Origin of the sequence: Streptomyces lomondensis (assembly GCF_014651035.1) — a bacterium.
In the GTDB taxonomy this organism is placed as follows: Bacteria; Actinomycetota; Actinomycetes; order Streptomycetales; family Streptomycetaceae; genus Streptomyces; species Streptomyces lomondensis.
Genome location: NZ_BMWC01000018.1, coordinates 17,199 through 38,447 on the forward strand (window position 1 = coordinate 17,199; position 21,249 = coordinate 38,447).

Genomic DNA, 21,249 nt, shown 5'->3' on the forward strand with positions numbered 1-21,249 from the left:
CCGACCCCACGACCTCCCGAGGACCCCTGCATGCGCAAGCACACTACGGCGACAGCCCTGACCACCGCGTTACTGACGCGCTGACCCTCCCCAAGCACTACTAGGGGCTGTTGTTTGGATCACGCCGCAGACGCGGGGTCTGGCACGCACATCTGCCGCGTTGTCGTCGGTTGCCGACTCCCCCAAGCTCTCGACTTCGCTCGAGCAGGGAGGTACCCCCATGACCCCGCTCACCGGCACTGAACACCACCGTCACTTCCCTGCGACCTGATCCAAACAACAGGCCCTAGCCCGGCAGCCGGGACACGCTCCCCGAGCCGTCCCGGGCGATGGCCTTCGCGATCTTCACCGCGTCGATCGCCATCTCGCGGAGGTTGCCGCTGATGGGGTTGGTGAAGCCGGTGAAGTGCAGGCCGGGGGCGGTCTTCGGGCTGCGGGCGCCGTGGACGACGGGCCTGCCGCGGGCGTCGAGCACGTCGAGGTGGCCGACCAGGTGTTCCAGGGCGCGGACGTACCCGGTGGCGGCGATCACGGCGTCCGGGGAGATCCGGGTGCCGTCGGCGAGCAGGATCTTGCCGCCGTCCTCGAAGCTGTCCACGGCGGCCACGATCTCCACCCTGCCCTTGCGCACGGCGTCGATCAGACCGACGTCCTGCACCGGGATCGCCCCCTGCTTCACCCTGGTGTACAGCCCGGTGTCGGGGCGCGGCAGTCCGTGTGCCGACAGGTCGGGCAGGGCCAACCTGGCCTGCACCCGGCAGAGCCGGTCGACGAGGGCGACCGGCAGCCGGCGGACGAGGATGCCGCTGTACTGGGCGGCCCAGCCGGCGGTCGAGCGGCGCACGATGTGCGGGACGGTGCGCACGGCCAGCCGGACCCGGGAGGCACCGTTCTCCACCAGGTCCACGGCGATCTCGGCACCGGTGTTGCCGACGCCGACGACGAGGACGTCCCGGCCGGCGTAGGGCTTGCCGTTGCGGTACTGCCCGGCGTGCAGGAGCTCGCCGGTGAAGGCGGAGCGGCCGGGCCAGTCCGGCAGGCGCGGGGTGTGGTTGTAGCCGGTCGCGACGACCACCGCGGCGCCGGTCAGCTCCCGGCCGCCGGTGGCGTGCAGCAGCCAGCCGGTGCCGTCGGGCGTGCGCTCGACGCGGGACACCTCGACGCCGGTGACGATCTCGAGGCGGTGGTGCTCGGCGTACTTCTCCAGGTACCGCACCACGTCGTCCCGGGACACCCACCGCCCGAACCGGCGGGGCATCGGCAGGCCGGGCAGGGCCGACAGGCGGCGGGTGGTGTGCAGGTGCAGTCGGTCGTAGTGGCGGCGCCAGGACGCCCCGACATGGTCGGACTTCTCCAGGACGACGGCCCGTATGCCCCGGGCGCGCAGCGCGTACGCGGCGGAGAGTCCGCCGGGGCCGCCGCCGATGACGTAGACGGGGCGGTCGGGTGTGGGGTGCGCGGTGGTGTGTGTGGGGGGAGTGGAGTCGGCCATGAGCGGGAGCGTAACCACGGCCCTGGTTGATGGGTCTCGGTCAAGACCGGAATTGGTTTCGGATTGATCACGGCTGTAGGAGGAGGGGGTGGGGATCGTGGCGCAGCGGGCCTGCTTGTGGCGGGCTGGTGATCATTCCTGACGCCGGGCTTCCTCGCTGCCGGGGAGGGGGCGGGCTGCCTGGTCGCAGCCGGCTCCCAGGGCTTGTTGGCCCGCCCGCATCTGACGTACCGTCAGATTCCGGTGTCGGGCGGCAGCGCGGGAGCATCCATGGACACGATCTGGCTCACCGGAGCGGAATGGCTGGCCGTACTGCGGATCGGGCTCGGGCTGTGGTGGCTGGAGAGCTGGCGGCACAAGGACCGCAAGGCCTGGTTCGAGCGGGGCACCGGGATCGCGTGGGCGGCCGGGATCGCCGCGAAGCACCGCTGGACGGCCGTCCGTTCGGGCTTCGAGGTGGCCGTCGCGCCGCACCCGCGCGTGATGGCGTACGTCGTCGTCTACGCGGAACTCGCGCTCGGCCTCGGCCTGATCACCGGATTCCTCACGCCGATCGCCCTGGCCGGCGGGTTCCTCCTCAACGCCCTCTACTTCACGCTCATGGTCCACGACGTCGCCGAGCAGGGGCAGAACTCGATGATGGCGCTGATGTCGGTGGTCGGGCTGTTCGGGATGTCCTGGCAGACGTGGTCGCTGGACAGCGCGCTGGGGCTGTTCTGATGTCCGGCCGCTTCGACCTGCCCGAGATCGACGCCTTCACCCGGACGTACTGGGACGCGGCAGCCGAGGGCAGGCTGCTGATCCGCCGCTGCCGCGCCTGCGGCCGGGCCCACCACTACCCGCGCGAGTTCTGCCCGCACTGCTGGAGCGAGGACGTCACCTGGGAGACCGCGAGCGGCCGGGCCACGCTCTACACCTGGTCCGTCGTCCACCGCAACGACCTGCCGCCCTTCGCCGGCCGCACGCCGTACGTCGCCGCCGTGGTGGACCTGGCCGAGGGCCCGCGGATGATGACGGAGGTGGTCGGCGCGGAGGATCCGCCGACCGGGGGCCTGTCGGCCGGGAGTCTGCCGGCGGGGAGTCTGTCGGCAGGGGGCCTGTCGGCCGGGGCGGATCTGGAGGTGACGTTCCGGGACGGGATCCCGGTCTTCCGGCCCGTGCGGGGAGCGGCGGGCGGGGAAATCCACTGGACCGGGAGAACAGCGCTGGACCGGGAGAACAGCACTGGGCGGGGGAACGGCACGGGCGGGTGAACCGCACTGCCCCACGCGCTTGAATGGCTCCATGGCGCCCATACGTGACCACTCCCTGACCGGCCCCGACCCCTACCCGGAGCTCCACGGCCACGGCCTGCGCCTGCGCCCCTGGGACGCCGGGTCCGGCTCCGACGTCGACACGTGGCTGCGCGGCATGCGGGACCCCGAGTTCCGCCGCTGGAACACCCCGCTGCGGCCGGTCACGGACCGCAGGAGCGCCCGGGAGTCGCTCCTCGCGCGGGAGCAGAGCGCCGTGGAGGGCACGTCGCTGTCGTTCCGGATCGCCGACGAGCGCAGCGACACGCCACTGGGCCACATCGGCGTCAACGAGATCAAGTACCACCTGAAGGTCGCCCGCGTCGGCTACTGGGTGCTCCCCGAGGCCCGCGGCCAGGGCGTCGCCACCCGGGCCCTCCTGCTCGCCGCCCACTGGGCCCTCACCGAACTCGGCCTGCACCGGTTGGAGTTGGACCACGCCGTCGGCCACGACGCCTCGTGCCGGATCGCGGAGCGCTGCGGTTTCCCGTACGAGGGCACCCTGCGCGGGGCGATCTTCCAGGAGGACCGGCACGACGCGTTCCGCGACGCCCACCTGCACGCCCGACTGGCGACGGACCCGGAGCCGGCGGGACCGGAAGCGGGAGGAAATTCGGAAGTGCCGGGGCGCGGACCGGCGGCACCATGAGGCATGGACACCGGCGGCTGGCACCTCACCCATGACCTCGACGACTTCCTGGCCCGCGCGGGCGCCTTCCTCCGCTCCCGGCCGGCCATGCACACCGTCCCGTTGACCGTGACGGAAACGCTGCGCACGCAGGGGGCGCACGTCTACGGCGACGAGCCACCGGAGTTCGGCGTACTGGAACGGGACGGCGTGGTCCGGGCGACCCTCTTCCGTACGCCGCCGCACTGGCTGAACCTCACCGCCCTCACCCCCGCGGACGCCGATGGCCTCGCCGCGCGACTGGCCGCCCTCGGGCAGCGCCTGCCGGGTGTGAACGCCGACCGCGACACCGCCGCCGCCTTCACCGAGGCCTGGCGGCGGCACACGGGCGCCGCGGCCACGCTCCGGCAGCGGCAACGCCTCTACCGGCTCGGCACCCTGACCGTGCCCCGGCCGCTGCCGCCCGGCGGCCCCCGTGTCGCCGTCGAGGCGGACCGCGCGCAACTCATGTGCTGGCACGACGAGTTCAGCGAGTCCGTCGGCCTGGGCACGGTACGGGACGCCGCCGGGTGGGCGGACGCCCGTATCGAGAGCGGCGGCATGACCTTCTGGGAAACCCCCGACGGCACGCCCGTCGCCATGGCCGGCACCAGCCCCCGGGTCGTCGGCCAGGTGCGCGTCTCCGCGGTCTACACCCCGCCCCAGCACCGCGGCCGGGGCTACGCGGGTGCGGTGACCGCCGAGGTCAGCCGCGCCGCCCTCGCCGCCGGGGTGAAGGAGGTACTCCTCTTCACCGACCTGGCGAACCCGACCAGCAACGGCCTGTACCAGCGGATCGGGTACCGGCCGGTCGCGGACTTCACGGTGTACGACTTCTCGTAGACCGGGGCGTCACGCGGCTGGGCGGGGGACGACCTTGATGTTGAACGTGTGGGACCCCAAGCCGTTCGCGATGCCCATGAAGAGCAGCGCGAAGTGCTCCTGGCCGCGTGCGGTGGTGATGCCGCCGATGTCCAGCTGGGACGACGCGGGCCAGCCCAGGTCGGTGAGGAGCCGGCCGGTGGTGCGTTTGGCTTCGACGTCGTCGCCGGAGAGGAAGACGGTGCTCGGGCCGTCGAGACTGTCCGGGGCGATCATCGCGGTCGAGTCCATGGTGCACAGCGTCTTGACGACGGGCGTCTGCGGGAAGGCCTCCTGGATCTGTTCGGCCAGGCTGCTGTTGGGGTGCGAGAGCTCGGTGAAGTCGTCGGAGAGGCCGACGCCGACGTCGATCAGCACGGTGCCGGCCAGCGCGGCCGCCCCGAGGGAGCGCAGCAACTCCAGGGAGACGGTCCCCGGGGTGGCGTTGACCAGTACCTGAGCGTGTGCCGCTGTCTCGCTGAGGCCCGCCACGGGCAGGCCCAAGCCGGTCCGTTCCTCGGGGCGGCGGGAACCGAGGAGTACGTCGTGTCCTGCCGCGCTCCAGCCCTGGGCCAGTGCGCGGGCGACATTGCCGGTGCCGAGTAGTCCGATACGCATGCTGTGACGCTAACCGGCGCCAGGGGCCCGCGAATCGGGCCGCGGACCCAGCTCGGCCCGGCACCAAAGATGTAGTTCCCAAGTCGGTGGCACGGGTACGCCAGGGCCCGCTCACGGCCACAGCAGCTCCCGCGACCACCCCTCCGGCTCGCGCCGGTAGCGGAGCCGGACGTGCCGCCGCCGCTCGTCCCCCTGGAAGAACTCCACCTCCTCGGCCCGCAGCCGGTACAGCGTCCAGGACGGCACCGGCGTCTCCGGCTCCCGCGACGCCCGCTCCCACGCCGACTCCGAGGCCCGGGCCAGGTCGTCCAGCGACTCCAGGACCTCGCTCTGCCGCCCGGTCAGCGCGGCCGCCAGCGCGCCCGTCGAGCGGGCGTGCAGATCGCCCTGGGACTCCTCGGACGGGGCGGCCGAGACCGGGCCGCGTACGCGGACCTGGCGGCCCAGCGCCGGCCAGTAGAAGCCGAGCGCGGCGTACGGGCGTGCGGCGAGGTGGCGGCCCTTGCGGCTGCCCGCGTGGGACGCGAAGGACCAGCCCGACTCGTCCGCGCCGTGCAGCATCACGGTCCGTACGTCGGGCAGCCCCGACTCGTCCGAGGTCGCCAGGGACATGGTGTGCGGCTCGCTCTGCCCGGCCGCCACCGCCGCCGCGAACCACTCGGTGAAGAGGGGAAGGGGCGCGGCGGGGGCGGTGGCCGGGTCGAAGGGCGGCAGGTGCGTGTTCTCCGGGTCCCAGACCCGCAGTGACCTCAGCAGCTCGTGAAGATCGGTTGCCATGCCCCGATTGTCACTGGTGGCGGGAACCCCCCGGGGCTCACACCTGTCCCAGGTCCGACGACAGCCAGCGCTCCGGCCGCATCCGCAGCACCAGCTGGTCACCGTGGTTCTTCCAGGAGAAGTCCACATAGCCGTCGACCTTGTCGGCCGGCAGATAGCGCGCCGAGATCTCCCGGAGCTGGTCGAGGGTGGCGGGGGCCGTGTCGATGACCGGGCCTTCGACCGACACGTAGCGGATCGTCGGTTCGAGCCGGTCCGCCATGAGCGAGAACCGGCCCGCCGCCTTGATCAGCTCGTACTTGCGGGAGTTCCCGCCGGTCAGGATCCAGATGTCGCCGCCGGGCTCGTACTGGTACCAGATCGGCAGCGTGAGCGGGGCGCGGCCGGGCCCCGCGTCGACCGCGAGGGCCCCGATGTGCGGCTCGGCCAGGAACTGTTCACGCTCTTCACGGGTCAGGGCCATTTCCGGTCTCTCCTTCGGCAGGGCGGTCGGCATGCGGAGCATCACAACGCCCTTGCGGGTGGCGGATGTTCCCCGGTCGGTCACCAGCGGACCGCCGTGAAGTCGATCGGCCTCGGCCGGAGCCGCCGCGTCCGTTCCGCCAGGGCCCGCAGCCGCCCGGACATCTCGTCCACCGGCAGGCGCCGCCGGTCGCCGTGGCCCGGCAGCAGCCACTCGAAGCGCAGCCGTCCGGCCACCCTGGTCAGGGAGCGGGCCAGTTCCTCGATGGAGTGCCAGGTCACGCTCTCCGCCACTTCCAGATCGCCGGTCGTGCGTGACCAGTAGAAGCTGTCGCCGCTGAAGCAGTACCGCTCGTCCGCGAGGTAGAGCACGGATCCCCGGGTGTGGCCGGGCAGCGGATACGCGGTGACCCCCGTACCGATCTCCAGCGGCTCCGGCCCGCGCAGCACCCGGTCCGCGTCCGGCGCAGCGTCCAGGTCGCCCTCGTGGATCCAGAGCCGGGCACCGAAGTGGTCCGCGTAGCGGCGGCCGTGCGCGGCGTGGTCGCGGTGGGTGAGCAGGATGTCGGTGACCGGGCCGCTCGACGCCTCGTACCGGTCCGCGAGTTCACGGCTCCAGCGCGGGGTGTCGATCATCATGGCCGTGCCGGACGGGCGCGGGAGCAGGTAGGAGTTGGCGCCGGCGGTCTGGGGGGAGTTGTGGCCGCACAGCAGCACGCCGTCGTCCAGGGGCATCGGGAACGGGTCCAGCGACCGGTCCGGCCGGCCGGACGCCGGGCGGATCGAGCGGGTGGGGCAGGCGAACGCGGCCGCGTGTAACCGCCGTTCCTCCGCCGCGTTCCCCGGCGGTCGCAGGATCCGCGAGCGTCCTTCCCGCTCGCCGATCAGCTCGGGCGCGAGCTGCCGGGCCGCGTCGCAGTTGACGCAGCGGTCGTCCACATACCAGCCGTCCATGGCAGGGCTCCTTCGCTGGGGAAACGGCCCGGACCGGTGGGCCGCCGATCCAGGTTCCCCGCCCGCCGCCCGAACCGGTAGCCCCTGCCGATCTTGTGTTTCCGCCCCCGAGCCACTCTGCCGCCTCGCCACCACCCACGGGGATATGTGCCTGTTTGCCCGAGATGCGACTCGCCTCGTCCTCAACATCCCCGAGGTGTGACTCACCCCGCCCCCAGCACCACCGTCCCCGACGAGCAGAACCAGCCCCCCGTCCCCGACGCCACCGCCAGCCGTGGCAGCGCACCGCCGCTGCGCCGCACCTGCCGCTCCCCGCACTCCCCGCGCAGCTGTCGCACCGCCTCCACCAGCAGGAACAGCCCCCGCATCCCGGGATGCTGGGCGGACAGCCCGCCCCCGTCGGTGTTCACCGGCAGGTCGCCGCCCTCGACCCGCAGCCGCCCCTTCGACACGAACGCCCCGCCCTCGCCCTTCCCGCAGAAGCCGAGGTCCTCCAGCGTCACCAGGGTCATGTAGGTGAAGGCGTCGTAGATCTCGGCGACGTCGATCTCCGAGGGCCGCACTCCCGCCCGCCCGAACGCCAGCCGCCCGCTGACCGCCGCCGGCGACACCGTGAAGTCCGGCCACTCGGACATCGCCGCGTGCGAGACGGACTCCCCGCTCCCCAGCACCCACACCGGCGAGGTACGGCAGTCCCGTACGTACTCCTGCGCCGCCAGCAGCACCGCCGCCCCGCCGTCGGAGCGGACGCAGCAGTGCAGCTTGGTGAAGGGGTCGGCGATCACGGGGCCGGACTGGACCTCGTCCACGGTGACCGGGGTGCGGAACATCGCCTCGGGGTTCAGGGCCGCGTTGGCCCGGGCCTGCACCGCCACCTCCGCCAGCTGCTCGATCGTCGTGCCGTACTCGATCATGTGGCGGCGGGCCGCCATGGCGTACTTGGCGATCAGGGTGTGGCCGTAGGGGACCTCGAACTGGAGGGGTCCTCGCGCGCCGAAGGACAGCGTCCCGGTGCGGCGGCCCGCCCTGACGTCCGCCCGGGCCGTGGAGCCGTAGGCGAGCAGCACCACGCGCGCGTGCCCGGCCGCGATCGCGTCCGCCGCGTGGGCCGCCATGACCTCCCAGGTGGAGCCGCCGACGGAGGTGGAGTCCACCCAGGTGGGACGCAGCCCCAGGTACTCGGCGACCTCGACGGGGGCCAGCGTGCCCAGGCCCGCCGAGGCGAAGCCGTCGACCAGCGACCGGTCCAGGCCCGCGTCGGCCAGGGCGCGCCGGGCCGCCTGGGCGTGCAGGGCGTACGGGGTCGCGCCGTCCACGCGGCCGCAGTCCGAGAGGGCCACGCCGACGACGGCCACTTTCCTCCGGGCCATCATGAATCTGACGGTACATCAGATACGGCCCTCGCGGGAGCCGCGGAACTCTGGGCATCGCCGCCCCTCCGCCCTAATATGACGCACCGTCAGATACGGAGAGAGGCAGCCGATGGACGCCCGCTTCACCGCCGAACAGGACGAGATCCGCCGCACCCTGCGCGACCTGCTCCACAAGCGGTGCGGCCCCGGGGAGCTGCGGGCCGCCGTCGGCACCCCCGCCGGGCACGACCCGGCCCTGTGGACGGCCCTCGCCGCACAGCTCGGCCTGCCCGGGCTGGCCCTCCCCGAGGCCTACGGCGGTGTCGGCTGCTCGGTGACGGAGCTGGCCCTGGCCTGCGAGGAGACGGGCCGGGCGCTCGCCCCCTCGCCCCTGCTCGCCACGGCCGTCCTCGCGGCCCCGCTGCTGCTCGCCCTCGGCACCGAAGCGCAGCGCGCCGGGCTCCTCCCGCGCATCGCCTCCGGCGACCTCACCGCCGCCCTCGCCGTACCGGGCCCCGCCCTCGCCACCGCCCTCGCGCTCACCGGCCACGACCCGCGCGGGGACTGGGCGGGCGGCGGACGGGCCGGGGGCGTGCAGGCCCGGCGCACGGAGGACGGCTGGCGGCTGTACGGGCAGGTCGACCAGGTCCTCGACGGGCACAGCGCGGGCCTCCTCGTGGTCGCCGCGCACGCCGGAGGGTTCGCCCGGTCCCGTGTCCTGCTCTTCCTGGTGCGCGGCGACGCGGCCGGCCTCACCCGCGTACGGCAGACCGCGCTGGACGCCACCCGGCCGCAGGCCCGCATCCAACTCCGCGATGTACAAGCCGAGTTGCTGGGGCAGGACGGCGACGACGTCCTCGCCGCCCTCGCCCGGCTCGGCGACACCGCCGCCGCCTGCCTGGCCGCCGAGGCCGTGGGGGCCGCCGACCGGGTGCTGGAGCGGACCGTGGAGTACGTGGGGCAGCGGGAGCAGTTCGGGCGGCCGATCGGCTCCTTCCAGGCGGTCAAGCACCGGCTGGCCGACGTCTACGTCCAGGTGCAGGCGGCCCGCTCGGCGGCGTACTACGCGGCCTGGGCCGCCGCCCGGGAGGAGACGGCCGGCGGGCCGGCCCTCGCCCAGGCGCTCCAGGCCCTGCGCGAGGCCGCCGCCGAGGGCATCCAGTCGCACGGCGGCATCGGTTTCACCTGGGAGCACGAGGCTCACCTGTACTTCAAGCGGGCCGCGGGCGACGAGCTGCTCTTCGGGCCGGTGCACCGGCTGCGGGCACACGCCGCCGACGTGGCGCACGTCTTCGAGGAGGCCGGCCGATGAGGAGCGTGCGGTTCGTGCAGAAGGTGTCCTCCACGCGCGGGTTCGCGCGGGTGGCGCCGTACGTCTTCCCGGCCCTGGACCGGGCCGTGCACCGGCTCACGGGCGGAAAGGTGCTGCTCAGCGCGCAGCTCCTGCCCGGGGTGGTGCTGACCTCGACCGGGGCGAGGAGCGGGCGGGCCCGCCGTACGCCGCTGGCCTGCATGCCCGAGGACGGCGGGCGCGGCTGGATCCTGGTCGGGTCCAACTTCGGGCGGCCGGGACACCCCGCCTGGACCCACAACCTGCTGGCCCACCCGGAGGCCGAGATCAACTGGAAGGGCCAGGACATCCCGGTCACGGCCCGGCTGCTGGAGGGCGAGGAGCGGGCGGCGGCCTGGAAGGCCGTACTGGCGTTCTGGCCGCCGTACGCCGCCTACCAGGCGCGGGTGGAGCGGGAGATCAGGGTGTTCCGGATCGTACGGCGGTAGAAAGCGCGACAGGCGGCGGCCCGGGTGGACCGCCGCCTGCCAGACAGGACTTGGGTAAGAGAAAAAGGGCCGCCGCGACCGGCTACTTCGTCGGCTTTCTGCCCGTGACGCCCAGGTGCACCAACAGCGCGAGGTTCGGCTTCAGTTCGGCCTGCTTCACGCCCCAGGAGGAGAAGCCCTTCTGGTGGGAGGCGACGGCCGCGAGCATCGCGACCAGCGAACCGGCGACGGCCGCCGGGTTCACGTCCTTGTCGACCCGGCCCTTGGCCTGGAGTTCGGCGACGGCGTCCGCGAGGGAGTTGTTCACCGAGTTGAGGATCTTCATGCGGAGCTTGTAGAAGCGCTTGTCGCCCTCGGCGGCGCCGAGATCCACGACCCGGAGGATCGCGTCGTTCTTGCGCCAGAACTCCAGGAACCCGTCGACGAGTTCCTGCGCCGTCTGCCAGCCGGCCTTGCCGGCCCAGGAGCGGCCCTGGAGGAGCTCGGTCAACGCGGCGCCCTCGGTCGCCATTTGCTCGGCGATCTCCAGGACGGCGCCCTCGACGTCCGGGAAGTACTGGTAGAAGGTCGCGGGCGAAGTGCCCGCCTTCCGGGCGACATCGATGACTTTGACGTCCCGGTACGGGGAGGAGCTGAGCATCTCGCTGAGGCAGTCGAGCAGCTTCTGCCGGGTCGCCTGCCCACGCCTACCGGCCACGCGGCCGTCGACGGTACGCACTTGTCCTGTCATGCCGTCAGCTTACCGAGGCGTGATCGGGGCGCGATTCGGCCGACTGCAAATGGGGTGTGAGGGAGTACGGAGGCTGGTGTGCCTGGTCTGCGGGCTGCCGCCGTCGCGGTTACGTTGTCGGCATGGCCGAAAACAGGGCATCGGTGTACGCAGAGGGCGTCCCCTGCTGGGTGGACGCGCAGCTTCCCGACGTGGAGGCCGGCAAGCGGTTCTACGGTGAACTTTTCGGGTGGACCTTCGAGGACTGGTTCGGCCCCTTCGTGCGGGCGCTGAAGGACGGCGAACCCGTGGCCGCGCTGGTCCGCAAGATGGACGGCCGGCTGCCCACCGTGTGGACGGTGTACTTCGCCACCCCGGACGCCCCGGCCCTGGCCCGGCGGATCCGGGAGGCGGGCGGGCAGGTCGTCTCCTCGCCGGTGCCGGCCGGCGAGCTGGGCGTCACCGCGCTCGTCACCGACCCGGAGGGGGCCGTCTTCGCCCTGTGGCAGCCGGGCGAGCACCCCGGCTTCGGCAGGCGGCACGAGCCGGGCACCTTCGCCTGGGCCGAGCTGTACGCCCGGGACACCGAGGCGGCCAATGCCTTCTACGGCGATCTCTTCGAGGAGGCCCTGTTCGGCCCCGGGGCGAAGCCTGATTTCGGCCGCGCCCCGGTCTCCGACGTCTTCCCGGCCGAGATGCCGCCCCACTTCCTCGTCCATTTCGCCGTCGAGGACGTACCGGCCGCGCTGGAGGACGTCACCCGGCTCGGCGGCCGGATCCAGGCCCCGCCGTTCCGGACCTCGTACGGCACGGTCGCCGTCGTCACCGACAATCAGGGGGCGTCCTTCGCGCTGCTGCACCGCTGAGCAGGCACCATATGGTCATGCTTTGCACCTGTATGTGCCGAGACACCCCAATGGTCACCGGGTTCGCAACCAGGGCTCCGGCCAGGAAGAATCGGGGTGCGTGCCGCCATGGCGGTGCGGTGGTGAGACGCTGCACGGGGTCGCGTGGAACATGTGGCTTGGCGCGGCTCGTACGGGGAGGTGGCAGGCAGAGTGGTGGATCAGCTGACGCAGCACGATCCGCGGCGGATCGGGCCGTTCGAGGTGCTGGGACGGCTGGGTGCCGGCGGCATGGGGCTGGTCTATCTCGCGCGTTCGGCGTCCGGCCGGCGCGTGGCGATCAAGACCGTCCGGACGGAGCTGGCCGAGGACCAGCTGTTCCGGGTCCGCTTCACGCGTGAGGTGGAGGCGGCCCGCGCCGTCTCCGGCTTCTACACGGCCGCGGTCGTGGACGCCGACCCGCGCGCCGCCGTGCCGTGGCTGGCCACCGCGTACGTCCCCGCGCCCTCGCTCGAAGAGATAGTGAACGAGTGCGGTCCGCTCCCGGCCCAGGCGGTGCGCTGGCTGGCGGCGGGCGTGGCCGAGGCGCTCCAGTCCATCCACGGCGCCGGGCTGGTGCACCGCGACCTCAAGCCGTCGAACGTCCTCGTCGTGGAGGACGGCCCGCGGGTGATCGACTTCGGTATCGCCTCGGGCGTGTCGAACACGCGTTTGACGATGACGAACGTCGCCGTCGGCACGCCCGCCTACATGTCCCCCGAGCAGGCCAAGGACTCCCGCAGCGTCACCGGCGCGAGTGACGTCTTCTCCCTCGGCTCCATGCTGGTCTTCGCCGCCACCGGACACCCGCCCTTCCACGGCGCCAACCCGGTCGAGACGGTCTTCATGCTGCTGCGTGAGGGCCCTGACCTCGAAGGACTCCCGGACGAGCTGCGTCCGCTCATCGAGTCCTGTATGCAGATGGACCCGACGGCCCGGCCCAACCCGGCCGACCTCCAGGCCCAGCTCGCCCCCCACCTCTTCGGCTCCGGCTCCGACGACAGCGGCACGGCCTCCGCCTGGCTGCCCGAGCGGGCCGTCGGCCTGATCGAGTCCCGCCGCAACGGCCGCCCCGCCGGCAAGCCCGCCTCCGGCGCCGGCCGCAGCGGCGGCGGACGCCCCGCCCCAGGCCCCGCGCCCATCCCGCCCCCGCCCTCGCACGACCCCGTCGTCCCGGCGCCCGTGCCCGCGCCGGTCGGCGGCCCCGACACCGGCCCCGTCCGGCTGGCCGGCGCCCAGGTGCCGATCGGCCCGGGCCCGCGCGTGGCCGACGTCCGTGCCGCCGCCGTCAAGGCGCCCCCTCCGGAGGCCGCCCTCGCCGCCTCCTGGTCCAAGCCCCGCCCCGGCGTCAACGGCGCCGACCCCGTCGTGGGCCCGGCCGTCGCCGCGCCCCCGGCCCCGGCCCCGGCCGCGCCGCCGGAGCAGGCCGGCGGCTGGCGCCCCTGGCGCTTCCGCATGTCCAACGACGTCTGGGGCACCCCCGCCGTCGCCGACGACCTCGTCTACGTCACCTCCTTCGAGGTGCACGCCCTGGACGTGGCCACCGGCCGCCGCCGCTTCAAGACCCGGGACGTCGCCTGGTCCATGGCCGTCGCGGACGGCCGTATCCACGCCTCCGACGGGCCCACGCTGTTCGCCCTGGACGCCCGCGAGGGCGCCGACCTGTGGCGCCTGCAGACGGACGCCTGGGTCTACTCGCTCAAGGCCGGCCGCGGCACCGTCGTCACCGGCACCCGGGGCGGCGGCGTCCAGGGCTGGGAGGCGTCCAACGGCCAGAAGCTCTGGGAGATCACCGGCTGCCAGGCCGACTTCGAGTCGCCGGAGGCCGGACCCGCCCTGCACGACGGCACGGTCTACGTCTGGCAGGACTCCCGGCTGCGCGCCCTGGACGCCCGCACCGGCGACGAGCGCTGGTCGTACCCGATCGGCGACGCGGCCTCCTGCGGCGGCGTCCCGGTCCGGATCGCCCCGGCGACCGACGGGTACGTGTACGTCTGCGCCGGCACCCGCGTCCTCGCCCTCGACGTGGCCGCCGGGCACGTGAAGTGGCACTTCGAGGCCCCGGCCGTCTTCCTCTCCCCGCCCACCTTCGTCCCGGGCCCGGCCGTCACCGGCGGCGGCATCTACCTGGCCGACTACCTCGGCACGGTCTACGCCCTCGACGCCACCGACGGCCGCGACCGCTGGCGCATCGCCACCGAGTCCCGCGCCTCCGTCGAGCCCGTCCTGGTCGCCGCCGGCCACGTCCACGTGGGCAGCGGCAAGGGCCTCTACACCCTCGACGCGGTCACCGGCACGCCCAAGTGGCGCTTCCAGGCGGGCGGCGACATCGTGGGCGCCCCCTCGGTGGCCGAGGGCCGGATCCACTTCGGCTCCACCGACCACCTGCTCTACACCCTGAAGGCCGACGACGGCCGGCTGCGCTGGAAGCTCGCCACCGGCGGCGAGATCACCGGCTCCCCGGTCGTCCGGGACGGAGTGGTGTACGCGTGCAGCAAGGACCGCTGCGTGTACGCGCTGGACGCGGAGAAGGGCACGGGCACGGCGCGCACGGCCTGACGCGCGCGGGACGGCCGTCGCACGGCGTACGGAAGGGGCTCCGGACGGCGGCCGCCGCATGGGGGAGCGGCCCGTTCACCGCTCTCACCCAAGACGCTACGCCGGGTACGCGCCGGTCGCCAGGGCGGCCGTACGTCAGTCCCGCAGCTCCGTCAGGAAGTCGATCAGCGCCGCGTTCACCTCGGCGGGCCGCTCCTGCTGCGTCCAGTGGCCGCAGCCCGGCAGCACGAGCGGCTTGCGGCGCAGGCTCGGCATCAACTCCGGGAGCCTCTCGATCAGTTCGGGCGTACCCGGGAACGCGGGGACGAGGTCCCGGTCGCCGTAGACGTACAACGCGGGCGTGGACACCACCGCGCCCTGCCAGGGGGCGGTCAGCTCCCAGTTGCGGTCCAGGTTGCGGTACCAGTTGAGCGCGCCGGTGAAGCCCGGCGCGAAGCTCTCGGTGAGGACGTCGAGGTCCTCCTCGGTGAGCCACTCGGGCAGCACCTCGGGGTCCGGCGCGTCCGCGAGCCAGCCGCGCTCCAGGTCGACCAGCGCCTGCTCGGGACGCCCGGCGCCCGGGGCGTCACCCGAGGCGGAGTACAGCAGCTTGCGCAGGGTGGTGCGGGTGTCGGCGGTGAACTCGGCTTCCGCGACGCCGGGCTGCTCGAAGTAGTTCCAGTAGAAGCGCCCGCCGAACCGCTCCCGCATGGCCGCGAGCGGCGGCTGCCCGCCCCGGAACGGCGGCGGCACGCTCAGCCCCGCCACCCCGCGCACCACGTCCGGCCGCAGCAGCGCGGTGTTCCAGGCCACCGGCGCCCCCCAGTCGTGCCCGACGACGAACGCCCGCTCCTCGCCCAGCGCGTGGATCAGCCCGACCACGTCCCCCACCAGGTGGAGGATGCTGTACGCCGCCACGTCCTCGGGGTGATCGCTGCCGCCGTACCCGCGCTGGTCCGGCGCGACCACCCGGAAACCGGCCTCGGCCAGCGGACCGAACTGGTGCCGCCAGGAGTGCCAGGACTCCGGGAAACCGTGGAGCAGCACCACGAGCGGGCCCTCGCCCTGCTCCGCGATGTGCAGTTGTATGCCGTTCACGTCGATCATTCGATGCTCAACCACCCGTCGAGCATACGCGTGTACGGGGCAACGGTTCTTACCCGCGCAACCGGTACTCGCGCCGCCGCCCCGCGAACCGCCGGGCCTGCTCCTGACCCCGGGCGTTGCCGAGCGCGATGAGATGCGGCGCCTGCGCGATCCCCTGGGCGCGCCCCGCCTCGCTCGCGGCCCACAGGGCTCGCACCGTCCCCTGCACCGCCTCCGTCGGATACCCGGCGATGATCGCGGCACAGGCGGTCGCCGCCGCCACCACCTCGCCCTCCGCCACCAGTTCCGACACGAGCCCCACCTCGTACGCCCGCCGCGCCGAGATCCGCTCCGCCGTCCCCAGCAGCGCCATCCGCGCGACCTCCCCGTACGGCATGCGCTGCGCCATGAGGACGGACTCGTAGGCGCTGACCATGCCGTAGGTGGTGTGCGGGTCGAAGAAGGAGGCGGTGGTGTCGGCGACGACGAACTCCGCCTCGCCGAGCAGGTAGAAGGCGCCGCCGCAGGCCATCCCGCGCACGGCGGCCACGACCGGCTTCCACAGGTCGTTCGCCTTCGGCCCGACCCGGAGCAGCGGATCGTCCTGCGCGTACGGCGAGTTGGGCTGCGGCACGACGGCGTCCCGGTCGATGCCCGTGCAGAAGGCGCGCTCCCCGGCCCCGGTGAGGACGACCGCCCGCACGGAGTCGTCGAACCGCAACTCGCGCCAGACGGCGGCGAGTTCGTCGGCCATGGCGAGGTCGATGGCGTTGAGCCGCTCGGGCCGGTTCAGGGTGACGACGGCGACCCCGCTGTCCTTGTCGGCGCTGACGAGCACGCTGCTCATGGCCGCTCCAGGACCCACCGGGCGAGGCCGTCGTCGAAGACGACCCGCACCCGGGCGCCGATCCTGAGGCGGTCGGCGGGCACGGAGTCGATCGCCGCGCCCGGCTCCGCGACCAGATTCCCGACGAGCCGGATGCGCGGCGCCTCGTCCAGCTCGACGACGACCACGTTGTAGGGCGCCAGCGCGGCGTAGTCGGGCAGCAGCGGCGGATGGGCGACCACGTAGGACCAGACGCGGCCCTGGCCGGACATCCGGCGCCAGTCCGCCTCGAACGACTGGCAGTGCGGGCAGCAGGGGCGGGGCGGGAAGCGGAGTTCGCCGCAGTCGGCGCAGGCCTGGACGCGCAGCTCACCCTGTTCCGCGTACGTCCAGAAGGGGGCGCCGTCCGGGTCGGTGACGGGTCGCAGCATCTCAACTCCTCAGGAGCAGGGCGGAGGTCGGCACCCCTTCGCCCGCGGTGACGAGGCAGGTGGCGGCGCCCGGCACCTGCGCGGTGCTGGTGCCGCGCAGCTGCTTCACCCCTTCGGTGACGAGGTTGAAGCCGTGCACGTACGCCTCGGACAGCCCGCCCCCGCCGGTGTTCACGGGCAGCAGCCCGCCGATCTCCAGCGCGCCGCCCTCGGTGAACGCCCCGCCCTCGCCGCGCCCGCAGAAGCCGTAGCCCTCCAGGGAGAGCAGGACCAGGGGCGTGAAGGCGTCGTAGATCTGGGCGACGTCCACGTCCTCGGGGGTCAGGTCGGCGTGCTTCCACAGGTGCCGGGCGGCGGTCCAGGCCGGGCCGGTGAGGGGGTCGTCGTTCCAGTAGTTGACCATCCCGTGGTGCTGGGCGGGCAGCGACTGGGCGGCGGAGTGGACGTAGACGGGCCTGCGCCGGCAGTCCCGGGCCCGCTCGCCGGACACGACCACGCAGGCCAGCGCCCCGTCGGTCTCCAGGCAGTTGTCGAAGAGGCAGAGCGGCTCGCTGATCCAGCGGGACGTCATGTACATCTCGCGGGTCAGGGGGCGGTCGTACATGATCGCGGCGGGGTTCTGGTTGGCGCGGTTGCGGCAGGCCAGGGCGACGTTGAACAGGTGGTCGCGGGTGGCGCCGTACTCGTGCATATAGCGGCGGGCGAGCATGGCGATCTCGTCGACGGGCCTGAGCAGCCCGTACGGCCGGGTCCACTGGGCCGGGGTCGGGAGCTGGACCGCGGTGTTCGTCCACGGCCGCGGCCCGCTGCCCCGCTTGCGGGACCGCCAGGCGACCCCGACGCTCGCCTGCCCACTGGCGATCGCACCGGCGAGATGGGCGACGGTCGCGCACGAACCCCCGCCCCCGAAGCCGACCTTGCTGAAGAACGTGAGGTCGCCGAAGCCGCAGGCCTTCGCCAGCTCCACCTCGTCGGTCTCCTCCATGGTGTAGGAGGCGAGTGCGTCGACCTCGCCGGGCGCGATCCCGGCGTCGTCGAGGGCGGCCAGGACGGCACGGCAGGCGAGGGTCCGCTCGTCCTCGGGGAGCCGCCTGGCGAAGGGGGTCTGGCCGATGCCGACGATGGCGGTGGCGTCCTTGAGGCCTGCCGATCCTGCTGCCATGCTGCGCGCACCTCCGGCCCGAGCGGTCGCTGACAGATCGTCAGATTACCGCTAATCTGACGGTCAGTCAGCTCCTAGGTCTGGGGAGGCCTGCTGTGCGAGCGGATGCGGAGTGGGGAAGCGTTCCGGGCCTGGTGCGGGCGGCGGCCGAGCGCTACGCGGACGTCGAGGCGGTCGTCGAGGGCCGTACCCGGATCACCTACGCGGAACTGGGCGCACGCGTGGACCGCGCGGCGGCGGCCTGCCTGGCGACCGGGCTCGGGCCGGGCGACCGGGTCGCCGTCTGGGCGCCGAACACGCTCGACTGGATCGTCTCGGCACTCGGAGCGGTGTCGGCGGGCGGCGTCCTGGTCCCGCTCAACACCCGCTTCAAGGGCACGGAGGCGGCGGACGTCCTGCGCCGCAGCGGGGCCCGGCTGCTGTTCGTGACGGGCACGTTCCTCGGCACCTCGTACGTGGCCTCGCTGCGCAGGGCGGCGGGGGAGGGCCCGGGCGACGGCCCGCTGCCCGGCCTGCCGGCCCTGGAGCACGTGGTGGTCCTCGCGGAGGACGCCCCGGCCGACTTCCTGACCTGGAAGGACTTCCTGGCGAGCGGGGAGGGGAGGGATCCGGCGGAGGTCCGCCACCGAGCCGCTGCCGTCGACGGCACCCACCCCTCGGACATCATCTTCACCTCGGGCACGACGGGCAGCCCCAAGGGCGCGGTCATCACCCACGCGCAGACGCTCAAGGCCTACGACATCTGGGGCGAGCTGGCGGGCCTGGCCCGGGGCGACCGCTACCTGATCGTCAACCCCTTCTTCCACACCTTCGGTTACAAGGCCGGGGTGCTCGCCTGTCTGATGCGGGGCGCGACGATGATCCCTCAGCCGGTGTTCAACGTGAGCACGGTCCTGGCCAACATCGCGGCGGAACGCGTCTCCGTCCTCCCCGGCCCCCCGACCCTCCTCCAGTCCCTCCTGGACCACCCGGCCCGGGACGCCCACGACCTCTCGGCGCTCCGCCTGGTGGTGACGGGAGCGGCGGTGGTGCCGCTGCGTCTGGTGGAACGCCTGCGCACCGAACTCGGCATCGGCACGGTCCTGACGGCCTACGGCCTCTCCGAAGCGGGCGGCGTCGTCACGATGTGCCGGCGCGGCGACGACCCGGCGGTGATCGCCTCGACGTCGGGCCGGGCGATCCCCGGCACGGAGGTGAGGGTCGTCGACGCCCAGGGGCGGGCCCTGGGGCCCGGGGCGCCGGGCGAGGTGCTGGTCCGCGGCTTCAACGTCATGACCGGCTACTACGAGGACGAGGCGGCCACCGCCGAGGTGCTGTCGGCGGACGGCTGGCTGCGCACGGGCGACGTCGGCGTCCTGGACCCCGCGGGCAACCTGCGCATCACCGACCGCCTCAAGGACATGTTCATCGTCGGCGGCTTCAACGCCTACCCCGCCGAGATAGAGCAGCTCCTCGGCCTCCACCCGGACGTGGCGGACGTGGCGGTGATCGGCGTACCGGACGCCCGGCTGGGCGAGGTCGGCCGGGCGTACGTCGTACGACGCCCCGGGGCGCTGGTCACCGCCGACGACCTGATCGCCTGGTCGCGCCGGGAGATGGCGAACTACAAGGTCCCGCGCACGGTGGAGTTCGTGGCGCAACTGCCGCGGAACGCGAGCGGGAAGGTCGTCAAGGGGGCGCTGCGGGAGAGGGTCACCGGCTGACCGGCAGGGCCGGGGTCCCGGTCACCGACATCATCAGTGAGTAGAGGGTGGTGTCGGCGGCGATGAACATGCGGTTGCGGCGGGCGCCGCCGAACCGGACGTTGGCGACGGTGCCGGGGACCAGGACGCGGCCGAGGAGGGTGCCGTCGGGGTCGTAGCAGTGCACGCCGCCGTGCAGGGCGGCGGCCCAGAGGCGGCCCGCGTCGTCGAACCGGATGTTGTCGAAGTTCCCGTTCGCGCACTCCGCGAAGACCTCGCCGCCGCCGAGCGTGCCGTCGTCGCGGACGTCGAAGACGCGGATGTGGTTGGCGAGACTGTCGGAGACGTACAGCCGGCTCTCGTCGGGGGAGAAGACCAGGCCGTTGGGCCCCTCGAAGCCGTCGGCCACCAGCCGCACCCGCCCGTCGGCCGGGTCCACCCGGTAGACGTTCCGGGCGCCGATCTCGCTCTCCCCGCGGTGCCCCTCGTAGTCGGTGGCGATCCCGAACTCGGGGTCGGAGAACCAGACCGACCCGTCCGACCGCACGACGGCGTCGTTCGGGCTGTTGAGCCGCTTCCCCTCGAACCGCTCGGCGATCACCGTGACCGACCCGTCGTGCTCGGTCCGCGTCACCCGCCGGTTTCCCTGCTCACAGGTGACCAGACGCCCCTGCCCGTCCAGGGTGTTGCCGTTCGGGAACCCGGCGGGCGAGCGGAAGACGCCGACCGCCCCGGTCGTCTCGTCCCAGCGCAGCAGCCGGTCGTTGGGGATGTCGCTCCACACCAGATACCGCCCGGCGGGGACGTACACGGGCCCCTCGGCCCACCGGCACCCCTCGAAGAGGGTCTCCAGCGCCGAGTCCCCCGCCTGGCACCGGCCCGTCCGGAACCGCTCGTCGAGGGTCTCGTACGTCTGGGGCTGCTCGCCGGGCATGGGGCCGCCTTCTGGGTCGGGCCGACTGTGATCGTTCCGGACCCACTATCGCGCGCCCGGAGCGGCAGCGCACGCCATCGGGCCGAGGTCCTCCGACCTCGGTAGGTGAACGCGATCGACGCTGCCCTGGCCGTGATCGCGGGCCGGCAGCCCGGGGGCGTGGTGCTGTTCACGTCCGACGAGGACGACATGGGAAAGCTCTGCGGGCCGGGCGTGCGGGTCGTTCCGCTGTAGCGGAAGGCCACCTGCTCGCGGACACGCCTCGGCTGTAGCGGAAGGCACACCCGCCCGCGGACACGCCTCGGCCGCGACGGCTCCCCCTCCGCGCCGCCGCGGCCGAACCCCGTGTGGAGATGGCTTACTTCGTCGGCTTGAACGGCTCCGACGTGGCGTGCAGGTCCTTGGTCTCCAGCGGCTCGCCGGTGGCGTGCAGGTCCTGGGTGGTGGCGGCGCCCTCTTCCGTGGCGTGCAGGTCCTCCGTCGAGGCCTCGCCGTCCGTCGTGCCGGTCGCGTGCAGGTCCTGCGGCTTGAGCTCGTCACCCATGATCGTCTCTCCCCTTGGCATGGATCAGGCAGTGAGGTCGGCGGGCCCGCCCGGTCGCTCCCCCGAGGGCTACCGGACGGGCCCACCTGGGCCGCTCACCCTGGTTGTTCAGGTGCGGGGCCCCGTGCGGTGACCCGTCTGCCCCCCGACGCGACGGATCGACTGGGACGAGCATCGCGCGGCGCGATAAACGAATGAT

At 73.3% G+C, this 21,249-nt stretch carries 23 protein-coding genes; 10 read left to right on the forward strand and 13 right to left on the reverse strand.

Features of this window, described 5'->3' with window-relative positions; genetic code table 11:
• Positions 1–286: 286 nt before the first annotated feature.
• On the reverse strand, positions 287–1,492 hold the full coding sequence (locus tag IE255_RS36250; protein ID WP_190054675.1) for a flavin-containing monooxygenase: 1,206 nt from the start codon (positions 1,490–1,492) through the stop codon (positions 287–289).
• A 270-nt stretch (positions 1,493–1,762) separates the two neighbouring features.
• On the opposite strand from IE255_RS36250, the gene IE255_RS36255 reads away from it, so the two are divergent.
• The 4 genes from IE255_RS36255 to IE255_RS36270 are packed head-to-tail and all read left to right on the forward strand — an operon-like array spanning position 1,763 to position 4,294.
• A complete protein-coding gene (locus IE255_RS36255; protein ID WP_190054676.1) occupies positions 1,763–2,212 on the forward strand; it encodes a DoxX family protein in 450 nt (149 codons plus the stop codon).
• Positions 2,212–2,745 (forward strand): Zn-ribbon domain-containing OB-fold protein, encoded by a 534-nt coding sequence (locus IE255_RS36260; protein WP_229906764.1) that lies wholly within the window; start codon positions 2,212–2,214, stop codon positions 2,743–2,745. Before IE255_RS36255 ends, IE255_RS36260 begins: the two co-directional genes overlap by 1 nt.
• Before the next feature lie 31 nt (positions 2,746–2,776).
• A complete protein-coding gene (locus IE255_RS36265) occupies positions 2,777–3,433 on the forward strand; it encodes a GNAT family N-acetyltransferase (RefSeq protein ID WP_190054677.1) in 657 nt (218 codons plus the stop codon).
• Between the two features lie 3 nt (positions 3,434–3,436).
• On the forward strand, positions 3,437–4,294 hold the full coding sequence (locus IE255_RS36270) for a GNAT family N-acetyltransferase (RefSeq protein WP_190054678.1): 858 nt from the start codon (positions 3,437–3,439) through the stop codon (positions 4,292–4,294).
• A 9-nt stretch (positions 4,295–4,303) separates the two neighbouring features.
• Here the strand turns inward: IE255_RS36270 and IE255_RS36275 are convergent, their stop codons facing one another.
• The 5 genes from IE255_RS36275 to IE255_RS36295 all read right to left on the reverse strand — a co-directional run bounded on the left by IE255_RS36275 (position 4,304) and on the right by IE255_RS36295 (position 8,496).
• Positions 4,304–4,930, reverse strand: coding sequence for an NADPH-dependent F420 reductase (locus IE255_RS36275; protein WP_190054679.1), 627 nt, complete (start codon positions 4,928–4,930; stop codon positions 4,304–4,306).
• A gap of 111 nt (positions 4,931–5,041) precedes the next feature.
• Positions 5,042–5,707, reverse strand: a complete 666-nt coding sequence (locus IE255_RS36280) for a pyridoxine/pyridoxamine 5'-phosphate oxidase (RefSeq protein ID WP_190054680.1) — start codon at positions 5,705–5,707, stop codon at positions 5,042–5,044.
• A 37-nt stretch (positions 5,708–5,744) separates the two neighbouring features.
• A complete protein-coding gene (locus IE255_RS36285; RefSeq protein ID WP_190054681.1) occupies positions 5,745–6,170 on the reverse strand; it encodes a pyridoxamine 5'-phosphate oxidase family protein in 426 nt (141 codons plus the stop codon).
• Positions 6,171–6,250: 80 nt separating this feature from the next.
• The gene (locus tag IE255_RS36290) at positions 6,251–7,123 is read right to left on the reverse strand and encodes a 4Fe-4S domain-containing protein (protein WP_190054682.1); all 873 of its coding nucleotides are present in this window, start codon (positions 7,121–7,123) and stop codon (positions 6,251–6,253) included.
• Between the two features lie 203 nt (positions 7,124–7,326).
• Positions 7,327–8,496: a thiolase C-terminal domain-containing protein gene (locus IE255_RS36295; protein ID WP_190054683.1), complete on the reverse strand. Its 1,170-nt coding sequence runs from the start codon at positions 8,494–8,496 to the stop codon at positions 7,327–7,329.
• A 109-nt stretch (positions 8,497–8,605) separates the two neighbouring features.
• On the opposite strand from IE255_RS36295, the gene IE255_RS36300 reads away from it, so the two are divergent.
• A complete protein-coding gene (locus IE255_RS36300) occupies positions 8,606–9,787 on the forward strand; it encodes an acyl-CoA dehydrogenase family protein (RefSeq protein WP_190054684.1) in 1,182 nt (393 codons plus the stop codon).
• A complete protein-coding gene (locus tag IE255_RS36305; protein ID WP_190054685.1) occupies positions 9,784–10,254 on the forward strand; it encodes a nitroreductase/quinone reductase family protein in 471 nt (156 codons plus the stop codon). The genes IE255_RS36300 and IE255_RS36305 overlap by 4 nt, the downstream gene beginning before the upstream one ends.
• An 82-nt stretch (positions 10,255–10,336) precedes the next feature.
• On the opposite strand, the gene IE255_RS36310 is transcribed toward IE255_RS36305, so the two are convergent.
• Positions 10,337–10,984 (reverse strand): TetR family transcriptional regulator, encoded by a 648-nt coding sequence (locus IE255_RS36310; RefSeq protein ID WP_010035683.1) that lies wholly within the window; start codon positions 10,982–10,984, stop codon positions 10,337–10,339.
• Between the two features lie 122 nt (positions 10,985–11,106).
• Here IE255_RS36310 and kbpA point away from each other — a divergent pair, with 122 nt between their 5' ends.
• On the forward strand, positions 11,107–11,829 hold the full coding sequence (gene kbpA / locus IE255_RS36315; protein ID WP_190054686.1) for an AfsK-binding protein KbpA: 723 nt from the start codon (positions 11,107–11,109) through the stop codon (positions 11,827–11,829).
• Positions 11,830–12,021: 192 nt separating this feature from the next.
• On the forward strand, positions 12,022–14,406 hold the full coding sequence (gene afsK / locus IE255_RS36320) for a protein serine/threonine kinase AfsK (protein ID WP_190054687.1): 2,385 nt from the start codon (positions 12,022–12,024) through the stop codon (positions 14,404–14,406).
• Between the two features lie 135 nt (positions 14,407–14,541).
• Here the strand turns inward: afsK and IE255_RS36325 are convergent, their stop codons facing one another.
• The 4 genes from IE255_RS36325 to IE255_RS36340 are packed head-to-tail and all read right to left on the reverse strand — an operon-like array spanning position 14,542 to position 17,890.
• Positions 14,542–15,492 carry an alpha/beta fold hydrolase gene (locus IE255_RS36325; RefSeq protein ID WP_190054766.1) on the reverse strand — a complete coding sequence of 317 codons (951 nt, stop codon included), beginning with the start codon at positions 15,490–15,492 and terminating at the stop codon, positions 14,542–14,544.
• A 49-nt stretch (positions 15,493–15,541) separates the two neighbouring features.
• A complete protein-coding gene (locus IE255_RS36330) occupies positions 15,542–16,318 on the reverse strand; it encodes an enoyl-CoA hydratase/isomerase family protein (RefSeq protein WP_190054688.1) in 777 nt (258 codons plus the stop codon).
• On the reverse strand, positions 16,315–16,728 hold the full coding sequence (locus IE255_RS36335) for a Zn-ribbon domain-containing OB-fold protein (RefSeq protein ID WP_190054689.1): 414 nt from the start codon (positions 16,726–16,728) through the stop codon (positions 16,315–16,317). The genes IE255_RS36330 and IE255_RS36335 overlap by 4 nt, the downstream gene beginning before the upstream one ends.
• Before the next feature lies 1 nt (position 16,729).
• The gene (locus IE255_RS36340) at positions 16,730–17,890 is read right to left on the reverse strand and encodes a lipid-transfer protein (RefSeq protein WP_190054690.1); all 1,161 of its coding nucleotides are present in this window, start codon (positions 17,888–17,890) and stop codon (positions 16,730–16,732) included.
• 95 nt (positions 17,891–17,985) lie between these two features.
• Here IE255_RS36340 and IE255_RS36345 point away from each other — a divergent pair, with 95 nt between their 5' ends.
• On the forward strand, positions 17,986–19,593 hold the full coding sequence (locus tag IE255_RS36345; protein ID WP_190054691.1) for a FadD3 family acyl-CoA ligase: 1,608 nt from the start codon (positions 17,986–17,988) through the stop codon (positions 19,591–19,593).
• Here IE255_RS36345 and IE255_RS36350 read toward each other — a convergent pair.
• Entirely contained in the window at positions 19,583–20,506 is a 924-nt protein-coding gene (locus tag IE255_RS36350) for an SMP-30/gluconolactonase/LRE family protein (RefSeq protein ID WP_190054692.1), read from the reverse strand. The two genes, IE255_RS36345 and IE255_RS36350, sit on opposite strands and share 11 nt — an antisense overlap.
• A gap of 105 nt (positions 20,507–20,611) precedes the next feature.
• On the opposite strand from IE255_RS36350, the gene IE255_RS40070 reads away from it, so the two are divergent.
• Positions 20,612–20,740 carry a hypothetical protein gene (locus IE255_RS40070; protein ID WP_267975502.1) on the forward strand — a complete coding sequence of 43 codons (129 nt, stop codon included), beginning with the start codon at positions 20,612–20,614 and terminating at the stop codon, positions 20,738–20,740.
• A gap of 124 nt (positions 20,741–20,864) precedes the next feature.
• On the opposite strand, the gene IE255_RS36355 is transcribed toward IE255_RS40070, so the two are convergent.
• Entirely contained in the window at positions 20,865–21,050 is a 186-nt protein-coding gene (locus IE255_RS36355) for a hypothetical protein (protein WP_190054693.1), read from the reverse strand.
• Positions 21,051–21,249 lie beyond the last annotated feature (199 nt).